General features: G+C 63.4%; 14 protein-coding genes and 1 pseudogene. 11 read left to right on the top strand and 4 right to left on the bottom strand.

The window, feature by feature from the left end:
- Positions 1–15: 15 nt before the first annotated feature.
- Positions 16–642 (bottom strand): TetR/AcrR family transcriptional regulator, encoded by a 627-nt coding sequence (locus tag QM693_RS01355; RefSeq protein WP_280779562.1) that lies wholly within the window; start codon positions 640–642, stop codon positions 16–18.
- Between the two features lie 141 nt (positions 643–783).
- On the opposite strand from QM693_RS01355, the gene QM693_RS01350 reads away from it, so the two are divergent.
- Entirely contained in the window at positions 784–2,016 is a 1,233-nt protein-coding gene (locus tag QM693_RS01350) for an oxygenase MpaB family protein (protein WP_283351111.1), read from the top strand.
- Here the strand turns inward: QM693_RS01350 and QM693_RS01345 are convergent.
- From QM693_RS01345 to QM693_RS01335, 3 genes are all read right to left on the bottom strand, one after another.
- A complete protein-coding gene (locus QM693_RS01345) occupies positions 2,001–2,507 on the bottom strand; it encodes a mycothiol transferase (protein WP_283333083.1) in 507 nt (168 codons plus the stop codon). The two genes, QM693_RS01350 and QM693_RS01345, sit on opposite strands and share 16 nt — an antisense overlap.
- A 268-nt stretch (positions 2,508–2,775) precedes the next feature.
- Positions 2,776–3,864 carry an acyl-CoA dehydrogenase family protein gene (locus tag QM693_RS01340; protein ID WP_283351110.1) on the bottom strand — a complete coding sequence of 363 codons (1,089 nt, stop codon included), beginning with the start codon at positions 3,862–3,864 and terminating at the stop codon, positions 2,776–2,778.
- Positions 3,864–5,042: an acyl-CoA dehydrogenase family protein gene (locus QM693_RS01335; RefSeq protein ID WP_283351109.1), complete on the bottom strand. Its 1,179-nt coding sequence runs from the start codon at positions 5,040–5,042 to the stop codon at positions 3,864–3,866. Before QM693_RS01335 ends, QM693_RS01340 begins: the two co-directional genes overlap by 1 nt.
- 239 nt (positions 5,043–5,281) lie before the next feature.
- Between QM693_RS01335 and QM693_RS01330 the strand changes: the two genes are divergently transcribed.
- The 10 genes and pseudogenes from QM693_RS01330 (at position 5,282) to QM693_RS01285 (ending at position 14,415) form a co-directional block, all read left to right on the top strand.
- Positions 5,282–6,049, top strand: coding sequence for an IclR family transcriptional regulator (locus QM693_RS01330; RefSeq protein ID WP_043788657.1), 768 nt, complete (start codon positions 5,282–5,284; stop codon positions 6,047–6,049).
- A 237-nt stretch (positions 6,050–6,286) separates the two neighbouring features.
- A complete protein-coding gene (locus QM693_RS01325; RefSeq protein WP_283351108.1) occupies positions 6,287–6,514 on the top strand; it encodes a hypothetical protein in 228 nt (75 codons plus the stop codon).
- Positions 6,515–6,662: 148 nt separating this feature from the next.
- A pseudogene (locus QM693_RS37730) lies at positions 6,663–7,203 on the top strand (IS1634 family transposase); the annotation flags it as partial.
- Positions 7,204–7,460: 257 nt separating this feature from the next.
- Positions 7,461–9,110, top strand: a complete 1,650-nt coding sequence (locus tag QM693_RS01315) for a flavin-containing monooxygenase (protein ID WP_005564477.1) — start codon at positions 7,461–7,463, stop codon at positions 9,108–9,110.
- Positions 9,107–9,403 carry a Dabb family protein gene (locus tag QM693_RS01310; protein ID WP_283351106.1) on the top strand — a complete coding sequence of 99 codons (297 nt, stop codon included), beginning with the start codon at positions 9,107–9,109 and terminating at the stop codon, positions 9,401–9,403. The genes QM693_RS01315 and QM693_RS01310 overlap by 4 nt, the downstream gene beginning before the upstream one ends.
- A 64-nt stretch (positions 9,404–9,467) precedes the next feature.
- Positions 9,468–10,337, top strand: coding sequence for an SMP-30/gluconolactonase/LRE family protein (locus QM693_RS01305; protein ID WP_283351105.1), 870 nt, complete (start codon positions 9,468–9,470; stop codon positions 10,335–10,337).
- 217 nt (positions 10,338–10,554) lie between these two features.
- Positions 10,555–12,003 (top strand): aldehyde dehydrogenase, encoded by a 1,449-nt coding sequence (locus QM693_RS01300; RefSeq protein WP_283333089.1) that lies wholly within the window; start codon positions 10,555–10,557, stop codon positions 12,001–12,003.
- Positions 12,004–12,117: 114 nt separating this feature from the next.
- The gene (locus QM693_RS01295; protein ID WP_283351104.1) at positions 12,118–13,371 is read left to right on the top strand and encodes a CaiB/BaiF CoA transferase family protein; all 1,254 of its coding nucleotides are present in this window, start codon (positions 12,118–12,120) and stop codon (positions 13,369–13,371) included.
- Positions 13,372–13,594: 223 nt separating this feature from the next.
- Positions 13,595–13,798, top strand: a complete 204-nt coding sequence (locus QM693_RS01290; RefSeq protein ID WP_283351103.1) for a hypothetical protein — start codon at positions 13,595–13,597, stop codon at positions 13,796–13,798.
- A gap of 416 nt (positions 13,799–14,214) precedes the next feature.
- Positions 14,215–14,415, top strand: coding sequence for a tautomerase family protein (locus QM693_RS01285; RefSeq protein WP_005264727.1), 201 nt, complete (start codon positions 14,215–14,217; stop codon positions 14,413–14,415).
- Positions 14,416–14,704 lie beyond the last annotated feature (289 nt).

The raw sequence follows: 14,704 nt of genomic DNA, 5'->3' as shown, positions 1-14,704 counted from the left end.
GAAGCCCCCTCGGCGTTACACCCCGCGTTTCGCGCGCCCGGCGAGGCCGCCCATCGTCATGTCGTAGAGGACGGTGGCCAGCTCGTTTCGCCGCTCGCGGAGGTCGCGGCGGAGATATTCGAGGCTCACCTCGCGGTAGCTGACGGTGAGCACCAGGAGCAGGGCTTCGAGGTCGACATCCGGACCGATCGCCGACGGATTCAACGTCACATACGTACGCAACAGGTCGCGGCACCGTTCCTCGATCCGGACCGAACGGTGCGCGGTGAGGGCAAGGTGCGGGGCGTCGTTGAGCAGCGAACCGAGGATGTCACGATACCTGTCCAGGACGGCGAGGAGCTGGGACTGCAGCGCCGCGTCCTTCAGGAACGTGCCCTTCGCGACGGCTTGCTCGAGTTGCGTCCCGAACGTGGCGGTGGTTTCTTCCATGATCTTGTCGATCAGGACCTCGATGATTTCGTCCTTGTTCGCGAAGTACTGGTACACCGACCCCTTCGAGATGCCGGCGGCCTCCGCGATGGCGTTCGTGCTGCAGCCGGTGTAACCCTTGGCCCGCAAAACCTGACCAGTTGCCGACAAGATGCGCGCGACCGTCTCCTGCGACCGCTGCTGGGAGGGGTCTTTCCGCTGGCCAGTGCCCATTCGCTGAACCCTCCCGGTCTGCCTCACAATGCGACTTGTACCCGTCCGATTCGGTGGGGTGAACTGTAACTCACAGCCCCGCGAGCCGGGGCTGAGGCACAAAGACGCCCCCTTCTCGACTACCGAATCGAGTGCACCGCAATGACAGAAACCCAGTCCCGGGAGTCGGCGCCCGGCTTCTCCGACTTCACGCCGCCGCGGCGGTTCGACATGGACTCGGAGTGGGGTCGCCGCTCGATGCGGACGCTGTCGCGGTTCGTGCACGGCGACCCGACGCCCACCCCGGCGGAGCGGGAACTCCACGCCCGGGCGGTGGTCGGTCAGGACGAGATCGGTGCCGCTCTGGCGCGGGCCGTCCTCGTCGACAAGACCGTGATGATGGCCCAGTACTCCCGGGCACTCTCCGACGGCATCGGCAGCGTGCCCGACGCCGCGCAACCGCTGGTCGCGTTCTTCGACGCAGTGGACCGTCGGCCGTCGTGGGTCGACGACCGCCGCCTCGAGCACGGGGCCGCCGTCTGCCTGCGCAGCGGCATGACCGGACTCGACCTGCTCGCGACCGGTTCCCTCATGAACGGCTACCGCAGCGCCGCCACCTCCCGCCAACTCGTGGCCACCGGCAGGCTCGTCGGGGACGGCGCCGGTCAGCGCGTGGCCGAGACCGTGCGGTGGTGGTACGAGTGCGTCCTGCCCGGTGGCATGGACCGCGACCGCCGGGGCTGGCAGTTGTCCGTGCACGTCCGGTTGATGCACGCGTTCGTGAACCTGACCCTGCTGCAGGACGAGAACTGGGACGTGTCCGACTGGGGCATGCCGATCAACCAGTCGGATCAGGCCGGGACGCTCGCCCTCTTCTCGACGACATTCCTCGTCGGACTCCGGTCGCTGGGGGTGTGGGTCTCCGCCGACGAGGGCCGCGACGTCATGCATCTGTGGCGGTACATCGGCTGGCTGATGGGCATCGACGAGCACTGGCTGGTCGACGACGAGAACACCGGACGCCGCAACATGTGCCAGATCGGGATGTTCGCTCCCGGTCCCGACGACAACTCCAGGGTGCTGGCCGACTCACTGCAGAAGTCGTGGGCCACCTTCCACTACCCGCATGCAGAGTCCCTGCGACGCCGGCTCAACCGCCAGCGTCTGCTCAGCATCCAGCGGTTGTTCTCCGGCAAGCGCGGCATGCAGGAACTCGGATTGCCGGTCGTGCCCGCCTGGTTCGTTCCGCTGGCACTGGCGGGGAACGGGACGCTGCACGGTGCAGCCAGAGTGAGTCCGGCGGTCCGTGACCGCGTCGGCCGACGCTCCCGGCGACGAGTCGAGGCGTGGCTCGCCGCCAACGAGACGTCGTCGCGGGCTCAGCGGCGCTCGTAGATGCCGCGGACGTACGCCGCCTGCCCGGCATGCTGAAGATCGTCGGAGACGACGCTGATCAACCGGACACCGAGAGTGACTGGCGGATCCCAATTCTCGTCGACGATCCGGTCGAGGTCGTCCGGGCCGATCGACTGGACGTAATCGACGGTGCGGTCGTGCACGGCATCGTGATACTCCCGCAGGAGGCCGGCGCCGGTCCGAACCTTCGCCACCTCGTCCGCGGAATGCCCGTAACCGATGTCGGCAACCGGGAACGGGAGGTCGAGGCGCTCCACCCACCCGCCGGAGGTCCACACCTGCGCGGTGCCCGCGACACCGGCGACGTGGTCGTCCTGCACTCGCGTCAGATGCCAGATCAGCCAGGCGATCGTGTTCGCCTTCGCGTCCACCCGAAACGTCAGGGCGTCGGCGGGGAGATCGGCCAGCGTGGAATGCACGGTCTCCTGAATGCGATCGAAGGCGTCGGTCAACAGCGCGCTATGGTCCACGATCTTCCTTTCGTCGTGTTCACATCACGTTCCACTATGACCCCCCTCGGGCTCACAGAACGGCACGACATGTCCCCGGCACCCCGGGCGGCCGCTGACCACCACGGCGGCCGGGCTACGCCGGTGACGATCCGAACCGCCGAGCCTCACGGGTGGGCGGAGGTGTGAGGGTGTCGGCTGTGGTCGGTTTCTGTGGTCGGTTTCTGTGTTCGGCCTCGAGTAGGGAGCTGAAGGCTCGGCTACGGAGGAGATCGTGGCGGTTCCGTTTTCATGACACGGACCTTGCGATCACGGCGTCGAGGTACCGGCTCGCGGCGTCCTCGACGCGGGCGCCCTCGGCGACCATCGGCCACGCACCGTCCATGCCGCCGACAATGGCCGCGCGGGAGAGGAACCCCTCCCAGAACGCCGGTGACCCGAACTCGCCGCGCCACTGCAGGGCGGGAAGGGTGACCCGGTGCAGGGTGTGCTCGTGGGTGGTCCCGATCGCGCCGTGCACCTGGTGGACGTTGCGCACCGCCACGGCCAGGGCCTGCGAAACGACGCTGCGCGCGACCGCAACGCGGAACTGGGACAGCTCGCCGTCGAGGTCGTCGGTGAGGGCGTCGGCGAGCGCGGTGTCCACGGCAGCGCGGGCCAGCACGGACTCGGCGGCGATGTCGACGACGAGGTTCTGCACGGACTGGAACTTCGCCAGGGCGCGACCGAACTGGCTGCGGGCGGTGGTGTGCTCAATCGCCGAGGCGAGCATGCCGTCCATCGCGCCGACGCACTGCAATGCACGGGCGAGCGCGCCGCGCAGGACGTACGCCTCGACGGCCGCGGTGGGTACGGGTGACCAGGAGATGCCCTCACCGACGGTGACAGAGCCGGTCGGCACTGCCGAGATGCCCTCAATGGTCGTGATCGTCAAGCGGTCGGTTGGCACGTCCGCGAGCTCATGGGTATCGCCGGCGGGGCGCACGCACACGACGGTGGCGGTGGCACCGGCCCACGGGACACCGTGCGCGGTCCCCGAGGAATCGAGCAGCGCGACGGTGGCGGTGGAGTCGGACGAGTCGTCGATCCCGGCGGCGCGCCGGAGCGGCCCGGCCAGCAGGTCAGTCTCGGCGTACGGGACGGCCACACCGGCGGCAGCCGCGGTGCGCAGGAGCGCGGCGGCTTCGGCCCAGCCGGCTCCGCTGCCCCCGGCGTCCTCGGGCGCGGTGAGCCGGGCGACGCCGACCTCCCGCAGTGTCGACCACACGGCGTCGGCGTCGGGCCGGACGTCGGGGCCGGAGAAACCGGAGACGACGTCGGAGAGCATCGCCTGCAGGTCCTCGTCGACGGAGAGGTCGACGGTCGTGGCGGTGGTCATCAGCGCATCCCCAGTCCCCGCGCGATGACGCCGCGCAGAATCTCGTTGGTGCCGCCGCGGAGCGTGAAGCCCGGGCGCTGGTGGAGGCCCGCGCGCAGCAGGCCGTGGATCTCGGCGACCGCGGCGGTGCCGTTCGTGCCGGCGAAACCGGGTGCCAGCTCGTCGCCGAGCCGGGTGGAGACGGTGTCGACGATGTCACCCTCGGTGGCGGTGCCGAGCAGCTTGACGAGGGCTGCCGGGGTGTCGGCGGGTTCACCGCGCTGCAGCGCGCCGGCGATGTTCTGGCTGAGGTTGTGCAGTCCGGCCATCCGGGCCACGGTCCGGCCGAGGTCGCTGCGCTCGGGCAGGGCTCCGGTGGAGATCGCACCGATCTCCGCGGCGAACAGGCGGAACGAGGAGAGGAACCGTTCAGGGCCGCTGCGCTCGAAGGCGAGCTCGGAGTTGACCTGTTCCCAACCGTTACCGAGGGTGCCGAAGACCATTGAGTCCGCCACGAAAACGTCCTCGAGGACGACCTCGTTGAAGTGGTGGTCCCCCGAGAGGGAGACGATCGGCCGGATGGTGACGCCCTCGCTGCGCAGGTCGACGATGAACTGACTCAGACCCGCGTGACGGTACGAGGTGTCGAGCGGTTCGGTGCGGCACAGCGCGATGAAGGCCTCCGCGTGCTGGGCCCCGGAGGTCCACACCTTGGTCCCGGTGATCCGCCAGCCGCCGTCGACCTGAACGCCCTTGGTGCGGACACTGGCCAGGTCGGAGCCGGCGTCCGGTTCGGACATGCCGATGCCGAAGCAGCACTCGCCGGCGGCGATGCGGGGCAGGTAATCGTGCTTCTGCTCCTCGGTACCGTAGCGAAGCAGGGACGGGGCGATCTGCCGGTCGGCGACCCACTGCGCGGCGACGGGGGCGCCCACGGAGAGCAGTTCCTCGGTGACGACGAAGCGCTCGAGGTGGGTTCGGCCGCGGCCACCGAACTCCGTGGGGATCGTCATCCCGACCCAGCCGCGTTCGGCGAGGCGTCGGGTGAAGTCCTCGTCCCAGCGGGTGAGCCAGGTGTCGATCCAGGGTATGAGCCGCCCGGCGTCGACCTCCTCGGCGAGAAACGCGCGTACCTCGGCACGCAGGGCGTTCATCTCATCGGTCGCCACCGTGGTCGGTGGCGCGAGAGTCGAACTCATGGGGCCTCCTGATGAGTCCTGCCCGGGCGGCGCCCGGGCGATCGGGGTCGACTGTGCCGCTGTTCGGGGAGTGCGCACAGTCAAATCAAGGGTCAGTCCAGACCGCGGGTCGCCCTGCCGCGAAGGATGCCCCGCATCACTTGGAAAGTGTTCCAGAAACGCTAGAGATACACAATAGCGAAGCAGGTTACGTATATACGCTATCTAGTGAGCGTGGATGCCATTGCTACGCTTTCGCAATGACGGAAACTTCTCCGGCCGCCGGAGCTGTACCTTTCGAGCAGGTTCCCGAGCGTCCCCGCCATCGCATGATCGACCGGGTCGCGGCAATCCTCGAACTCGTCGCCCGCTCCGGTGCCGGTCTCACCCTCACGGCCGTGGCAAAGGCTCTCAACGCCCCAGTGAGTTCGGTGCATGGGCTGCTCAACGGTCTCGTCGCCGTCGGCTACCTCGACGAGCGCGACCGTATCTACACCCTCGGTACAGCGCCCTACCTGCTCAACGTCATCGCGGGACGCCCCCCGGTCACGTCGATAAGTCACGAACAGCTCCAGCAAGTGCACGCCGAGGCCGGACTGACCATCGCGCTGTCCACCTCGGTGGGCGACGACCTGTTCTACGTTGACCACGTCTCCTCTGAACCGGAGTACGCGTACCTGGCGGAGAACCGCCTGCGGCGCTCCCTGCTGCGCACGTCCGCGGGGTGGCTGCTACTGGCCGACCGCGAGCAGCGCGACATCTGGGCCTACCTCAACTCCCGCCCGGTGGCCGACGCCGACTACATCGAGCAGTTCCTCTACGCCCTCGAGGCACTACGGGCGACCGGCGTGTGTGCAGCCCCAGGCGTGGCTGTCGAACGCGGTGACGGCGTGTCGGTGGCTCTCCGGGAACGCGGCCGAACCATCGCCACACTCGGTGTGGTCGGCGTTCGCGAGACGATCATCGAGCGGCGCGACGAGCTCGCTAAGATCTGTCTCCGGCACGCCGAGGAGTGGGGCTTTCGCTGACCGCTAGGCGCGCGACTCCGTGCGAATGCCGAGTGCACGAACGTTCTCACAAGATGTAGGACGAACGCGATCTCTCGTGTCAACGCCCCTGATACTTGCCGGCGCGTTTGCCCGCGAACGCCGTCAGCGCCTCACGGTGGACCTCGGAGTGATGCGCGAGCGCCCACGGAGCGGCCGACCGCTCGAGAGCAGTGACTCCAACGGCTGGTGCTGAGACTCCCGCACCAGGAGAGCTTCGTGCCACTGGGGTCGTTCCCGTTAGTGGAGCACATCGGGTTCGCTCATACCGAGGGCGATCTCACGACGTTGATGGCGGTGACCAGGGGCAGGATCGACACTGATCAGACGCGTCTCGAGCTGGAGCTGGAGCTGGAGCCGGAGTCGCAGGTCTGCGCGGGCGGGGATGCGGTGGTGCGCTCGCACTCAAACGAGGTCCTGTGGGCCGACCTGGCCGGGACGTACTAGGCGCTGGGGTTCGATGAGATCGGCGATGAGACATTCAAAGTCGCTAGTGTGCGCCCGACTGATCGAGCCGAACGGCAAACTCGACACGACCGGGCGCTCGAAGACATCGGCGTCCAGGCACGCCCCGAAACACGATCGACGCCAACCTGCGGGGCCGTCGTTCATCGTCGCCTCCCGAACCTCCAAGGCCCCCAGGGAAACTCGAGGATAACTTCGGCCGCCGCGGTAACACTATCGCCGAAGGTGACACCGCGGAGCTGACCCGCTCGATGGGCCAGGGCCCTGACCGGCGCGACCGCAGGGTGGTGTGGCACTAAAAGTGGCAGCGCGCCCAACGCGACCGGCGCACCACTAACGCGCAGATCGACCGCACCCAGCGCGTAGGCGACCTGGCAGAACCACTACGAAGGTAACGATCCGTCAAGGTCACCGGACAGAGCGTCATCCTGGATGAGGCATCAATCGAGCGGGCCCGCCAGTCCGCCGGCCACAAGGGCTACGTCACCGACATCGAGCCGACCGCGATGGTCGGAAAGGCGGTCGTGGCCACCTATCACAACCTGCGGAAAGTCGAGCAGTTCTTCCGCCTCACCGAGTCCGAACTGAAGGCCCGACCGGTCTTCCACCGCACCCGCGAGTCGATCGAGGCGTACCCGACCATCGTGCTCGCCGCTCCAGCCATCGCCCGCCCGCGCCGCGCGGCCAACGCAGCAAAACACTACTGAAGCGACCGTGTTTTACGTAGTTATGAATTATTCTCTTTAGTTGCGGACTTGAAGCCTGAAGCCTATGGTGTACACCACATCCCAAGCGAGACTTGGTCGCAGTCACACAGGTTCCAGATCTCGCTCCCCTCCAGCTCGTTCGGCCCTCTAATCACCTCTGATCAGAGGGCTACAGCGAGCGGCAACCCTGCCCCATCTCAGCGTTCGAAAGGTCCAAATCGATGACCGCAATCCACGCTCCAAAGAACGACCTGGCACAGTCTGCGGAAACACCTACCTATGACGTCATCGTTGTCGGGGGTGGTTTCGGTGGCATCTATCAGCTACGCCATCTTCGGGACCGGGGATTCTCTGTGATCCTCCTTGAAGCCAGTGGCGGTTTCGGCGGGGCATGGAGCCTCAATCGCTATCCGGGAGCAAGGGTGGACAGCCACGCACCGGTATATCAGTTCACTGACGAATACCTCTGGAAGGATTGGGACTTCTCGCAGATGTACCCCGATCATGAGGAAATGCGTAGCTATTTCAATTATGTTGATTCCAAACTGGACCTGAGCAAGGACAGTCGATTCAACACTAAGGTCGTGGGCGCAACGTTCGACGAAGAGCAGCGGATGTGGAACCTCGAAACACAGGACGGAGCCACTTTCCGGGCAAGGTTTGTGGTGTTCGCGACAGGGTCGACCACGGAACCCTACACACCATCCATCCCAGATATGGATGCGTACCAAGGAGAACTGGTTCATACCGCCCGATGGCGTTCCGACCTGGACATGACGGGCAAGCGCGTCGCGATTATCGGAACTGGCGCAAGCGCTGTTCAGGTAGTGCAGGAAGCAGGCCCAGTAGTCGAAAACCTCACGGTTTTCCAGCGCACTCCGAATATTTCGTTGCCTATGCAACAGAAGTACTTGGATGATGAGGAACAAGCCGCCCTGAAGAACAAAATGCCCGAGGTTGCCGCGAAATGTCGCGAAACCCACGCAGCGATCGACTACGACTTTGACCCCCGGAGCGGTGTCGAAACCCCAGAGGACGAGCGCAATGCTGTCTTTGAGCGCCTATGGAATCAGGGCGGATTCGCATTCTGGCTGGGAAATTTCTCGGACTATCTATTCAATGACAAAACAAATGCGCTGACATATGAGTTCTGGAAGAACAAGATCAAGCCCCAGATCAAAGACCCAGTCAAAGCAGAGCTGCTGGTCCCAGAAATCGCCCCTCATCCCTTCGGAGCCAAGCGGCCGGCCCTCCATCAAAACTATTATGAGGTGATGAATCAGACGAACGTCTCTCTTGTCTCCACCAAAGAGACCCCGATCGTCGGATTCACCGAAACTGGGATTCGCACAGCCGACGGAGTCGAGCACGGCGAGTTTGACATTATCGTTCTCGCTACAGGCTTCAACAACAACACCGGCGCACTAACCTCGATCGACGTTCAGAACGCGAATGGCGTCACTTTACGTGACAAATGGAGCCAGGGCGTAGACGCGTACCTCGGAGCAGTCACAGCCGGGTTCCCGAACGCCATTTTCGTCTACGGCCCCCAGAGTCCTGCTGCATTTGCGAACGGGTCCACGAACGCCGAGCTTCAGGGCGAGGTCATGGTCGACTTTTTCGAATTTCTTCGGTCAAACGGACTCACCCGTTTCGAATCGACAGTTGAAGCGGACAAAGCTTGGACCGCGCACATCAACGAGACCGACGACACGGCGCTATTCAATCGGGCGAAGTCTTGGTACAACGGGGGCAACATTCCGGGCAAGAAAATGCAGATGCTGCAGTATCTAAACGGCGTACCGACATACTTGCAGTTCTGGCAGAAGGAAAAGGAGTCCGGATATACCGATGGGCTGACCGTGTCATGACTTTTCATCACTTGGTCGCTATATCATGGACCCGGTCGATCGATGACTCGAATATATCGGCTTTCGCAATTGCGCTTGATCAGCTGTCCGCCGAATGTACAGAACTGCTACATGCCTACGCTCATGGAAGAGACATCAGTTCGCGCGACGTGAGCAGCGACTACGGGATTTCCGCTGCGTTTCATGATCCAACAGGCTATGCCGAGTACGACGTGCATCCTACTCATATTCGCGCAAAGGAGTTGCTCTCCAAGCTCGCGGCGAAATACACCGTAGTGCAATTTGAGGCGTGACCAGCGCCTAGGATGCGTTAACTCGAAGCTGCAATCGCCATATCTACCACCGAAAGGGCAGGCAATGAAGAACCATTCACTGCAGACAATATCCAGTGGGCATGGCTACCTCGAAGCACCACGCTGGCACGATGGTCGACTATGGGCCAGCGACTTTTTTGGCAAGCACATCCTTCATTTCGAAGAGGACGGCAGCCACACTGCATTCGCGACGCTCGAAGAGTCACCGTCTGGGCTCGGTTTCCTACAGGATGGATCGGTCTTAGTGGTCCTCTTGGATCCGACGAAGAAGAAGGTTGTGCGAATCGCGCCCGACGGATCCGTCAGCGAGTACGCCGATATCGCGCATATCGCCCGCGGAATGGCAAACGACATGCTGGTATCGCCGTCCGGACATGCCTACATTGGCAACTTTGGCTTTGACCTCGGGGCTGAGGATCCGAAGGCAACAACTTTGGCCCACGTAACACCCGAGGGCAACGTAAGCAGAGTTGAAGGCGATGCGATATTCCCGAACGGAGCTGCTCTTAGTGCGGACGGTCGAACTTTGCTCCTCGCGGAGACCTTCGGTCACCGGATTGATGCTTTTGACGTAAACGCCGATGGTTCCTTGACTAATTTCCGAGTGTGGGCACAACTCGACGAGAGCATGCACCCTGACGGGATTGCACTGGACACCGAAGGTGGCGTCTGGTTCGGCAATGGCGTGACCAACGGTCCGGAGAGCGGCTTCTATCGCGTTGAGGAGAGCGGCGAGATCACCGATTCCGTTCTCGTGCCTGACGCCTGGGCTGTTGCGTGCACGTTCGGCGGATCAGACCTGGATGTGCTGTACATGTTTTGCAATGCGACCACTCTCGAGCAGTTCGGTGAAGGTAAGTCACAAGGCACCGTCCGCACCGCGCAGGTGAATCGACGTGGCGTCGCACAGTAGGCCGGCCTGATCTCCCTAGATGTGGGCCGTCGGAGTTCGATCGGGCCCGAGACGGACCGATCGGTACGGTGCCGAGCAGTCATCTAGTCATTCGCTTCAACTGTAGACGCTCCAGCGCTTTGCCCTTCGTTTGGCTGCGGCAGCGTATTGACCGTAATCGTCTTTCGTAAGCAACCTTGGAAGACAAGGTATATGACCACTTCAGAGAGGTTACATTATGCCCCCAGCCGGTGGCGCCGACCGCAGACAGTTTTATATTAACGGCCAGTGGCGAGAGGCTGTCGACCCAGAGTTATTTACTATTGCAGAAGCAGCAACCGAGCGGCCGCTGGGCGTTGCCGCAATGGGTGGTCCTTCGGAGATTGACGAAGCTGTTTTGGCCGCGCGGGCGGCACTCGACAACGGCCCCTGGGGGCGTTCCACCCCGCACGAACGGGCCGAGACTATGCGGCGGTTCGCCGATAGCCTCGAGCGCCGAGGAGAATCCACCGCGCGCTTGGTCAGTCAGCAGAATGGCATGATTAGGCCTTTATCGATTATCAGTAACGCTGCGGCCCCGGTAGCGATACTGCGTTCAATGGCTGAGCTCGCCGAGGCACGGACTTTTGAGACTCGCCGCCCCAGCAAGAAGGGGCACACCATTGTGCGGCAAGAGCCAGTCGGTGTTGTTGGTGCAATCGTTGCGTGGAACTATCCTCAGTTGCTGGCTATGGCCAAGATCGCTCCTGCTCTCGCCGCTGGGTGCACTATCGTTTTGAAACCAGCCCCCGAAACTGCGCTTGACGCCTATGTGCTCGGGGAAGCAGCGGAAGATGCAGGTCTACCGCCTGGAGTCCTCAACATTGTTGCTGGTGGCGTTCGCGCGGGCGAGGCCCTTGTGGCTCATCCGGGTGTGGACAAGATTGCATTTACCGGGTCAACGGCTGCAGGGCAGGCGATAGGCGAGGCGGCAGGCCGGTCCCTTAAGAGGGTATCGCTCGAGCTCGGTGGCAAGTCGGCGGCCGTTGTGCTCCCTGATGCGGATCTGGATGTCTTCGCTAGGAGCCTGGACGACGCTGTGTTCAAGAACGGGGGGCAGACGTGCACCACAAACTCCCGTATCTTGGTTCCCCATAGTCGTTCCCGGGAAGTTCTAGATGTCCTGGCTGCCTATGTGGATGATCTGGCGATGGGGGACCCGCTTGACGACGCGGTCACTTTGGGCCCGATGGTGAGCGATCGACACCGAGAGCGAGTTAGAAACTATATCCGGCTTGGGGAGTCTGAGGGATTCCAGCTTGTCCGTGGCGGCGCCGAGCCGCCTGATGGCCTAACGCGAGGGTGGTTTGTTTCGCCTACTATTTTTGGAGGCGTGGACAATAACAGTCGACTGGCACAGGAGGAGATATTCGGTCCTGTCATCTCCGTTATCCCGTACGGGTCCGAGGATGAGGCCGTTCGTATCGCAAATGACACCGTCTTCGGTTTGGGCGGGGTCGTCTTTACTGACGATCACGAGCATGGCCTAGATATCGCGTCACGGATCAGGTCTGGCACAATGGGGATCAATTATTTTTCGATCGACATGGGCTCCCCCTTCGGTGGCGTGAAGCACAGCGGAATTGGGCGAGAATTCGGCCCTGAGGCGCTGGATTACTATCTTGAATACAGGTCCATCTATGTCTAGTCGCCTCGGAGCCTTCCGACCCCACTCCCTGTTCAATTGGATGCCTAGAGGCTTCATGATTTACCTTCCCCCTCGGCCGGCCCGACCCTTCAATACCCACCAGAATGAGCAGCCATGACCAACTCGACAGTCAACGCCCTTTCGGCCGACGCCTGGGACGCCTCTTCCAATTCAGCCGCGCTGCCTCCGCGGACTGGCGCGCTCACAGACATTCGCGTCGTCGACCTGTCGCGGGTGCTCGCCGGACCACTGTGCGGGCAGATGCTCGCTGACCACGGTGCGGACGTAACGAAAGTAGAGCCACCAGCCGGCGACGAAACCCGCGGTTGGGGCCCGCCGTTCGTCAGAGAAGACCACAGCACGTACTTCGACGGGCTCAACCGCAACAAGCGCAACATCAGCGTCGACCTACGAATCGAGGAAGGACAGCAACTCCTGCGCCGAATGCTCGCCGAGGCCGACGTCGTGATCGAGAATTTCAAGGCCGGGACGCTCGAGAGGTGGGGCCTGGGCGACGAAGTACTCGCCGCGGAGTTCCCGCGCCTCGTACACTGCCGGATCACCGGGTACGGTACCGACGGGCCGCTTGGTGGCGCGCCCGGGTACGACGCCGTGCTTCAGGCACTGTCCGGGCTTATGAGTATCAACGGCGAAGCTGACGGCGAGGCGATGCGGATCGGGATCCCGCTGGTGGATATCATCACCGGCCTCAATGCGATGAACGGCATCCTCATGGCGCTGCACGTGCGGCGCGAGACCGGGCGCGGGCAGCTTGTCGACCTCGCGCTGCTCGACAGCGCGGTGTCGATCCTGCACCCACACGCCGGCAAATGGTTCGCTACCGGCGTCGCGCCGGAACGCACCGGCGTCGCCCATCCCACCATCTGTCCTTACGAGACGTTCATCTGCAGTGACGGACCGTTCTTCATTGGTGCCGGCAACGACCGGCAGTTCCGGTCGCTCGCCAACGCGTTGGACGCGCCCGGGCTCGCCGAGGACCCACGGTTCACGACGAATACCGATCGTATGGCGAACGCAGTACAGCTGCGCAAGGTCCTCGGCGGACTCATCGGCGGTTGGCAGCGCGAGGCCCTGGCCGCCGCGCTTCGACTGGCCGGTGTTCCCTCGGGGGCCGTGAACAACGTCGGGGAGGCACTCAACCTTCCGCAGGTGCGGCACCGAAAGATGGTGATCGAGTGCGACGGGTACCGAGGTGTCGGCGTACCAGTAAAGCTGTCCGAGTCCCCCGGTTCGGTGCGATTCGGCCCTCGCCACCGCGGCGCCGACACCGACGCTGTTCTCGACGAGCTCGGATTTTCCGAGAACGAAGTTGCGTCTCTACGCCGCTCCGGGGTATTGCCGGAGTAGCGGGGCCGCAACACCCGTGAAATCCGTCATTCGGGAGCGTTCCGAGGACGGCATACCGATTGCAGCACAGTGGATACGAACTCCGGTCCGTTGTCCATCCGCAACATCAGCGGCGGTCCACCCCACAGCGCGAACGCCTCGTCCAACCCGATCCAAGCGAGCCATCGCACCGGCCCGGAAGTAAGCGACCATTGAAACCTTCGGTGCCCCACACTGCCCATTCGTGGTCCCCGTCGAAGACACCGAGCAGCACCGCATGCTCGGGAGGCTCGAAGTAGCGGTCGGAGGCCGGTTCCAGCAGCACATGCTTCTCCGTGAGACGAACCTGCCCGAGCCCGTCGACTCGCAGAAGTCGCGCCGTCGGCCACTCCCGCAGCGCCTCGGCGTCGTCGCGCAGTGCGGCGGGGCGGTCGCGGCCACCACGTGAAGCCGCGGCCAGTCGCGATCGAGTTCGATCATAGATTCACGCCCAATCTCGTAATGGTGTTTCACAATTGCTCAGAAAACTCATGTTCGTACCGCGCGCTTTCGCCCATCAACTCTGAAGGCCCCGGAGGGCTCGCCTTCCAGGCACCGTACTACCGACGCGTCGTCAACGCGGTTATTCCACGGATGATCTCATCCACCATGAAGAATGGCTATCTGACACTTGCTTTACTGCAAGCTAAGTGACACGACACACCAACCATTTATCATCATATTCGTTGCACCCCAACCCTTTTTAATCGATACTCAAGGCTGTTACCCTTGGCCGTGGCACGGTTCCCACCGATCAACTGATCTCGATTAGCGAAGTGGTTTGTCGAGTGCCTTTCCCCAACAAAAACCCTCAAGGAGCACGCTATGCCGCTGTTGCATGTGACCCAGACCCCCGGCCAATCCGCCGAAGCAAAGCGTGAGCTATTGAAAAAGCTGACCGCTGCATACGTGGACGCGACAGGAGCGAAACCGGCAAGTGTCTGGGTGACGATCGAAGAAGTGTCGAAGGACGATTGGGCCATCGGCGGCGAGACTCTGACCGAACGAGCCTCGAAGCCGGCCTGACCGACTTTCGGCGAGCGACTCCGACTTCTCGTTCGGCCACCTCGGTCGCGCGAGAGGCCGGAACCCACCCTCGGTTCTCACTGAACGTCGGCGCCCCCGATCAACTGGACGTGGTGCCCTCCGCTCAGCAGGTGAGCGGAGGGCACCACGTCGAGAAACTCGTCGATGCCATCAAATGTTGCGGAAACGGCGCAGTCGGTGTTGCCGTCCTTGATTCCGAGATCTCGGCCGTGCCGATACTGAACAATCTGCGGACTGCAGCCGAAGTCGGGACCGACAACTATAAGTC

Origin of the sequence: Rhodococcus sp. IEGM 1305 (genome assembly GCF_030058635.1) — a bacterium.
Classification (GTDB): Bacteria; Actinomycetota; Actinomycetes; order Mycobacteriales; family Mycobacteriaceae; genus Rhodococcus_F; species Rhodococcus_F opacus_D.
The sequence above is the reverse complement of the archived record's forward strand: the minus strand, read 5'-3'. Positions and strand labels throughout refer to the sequence as shown.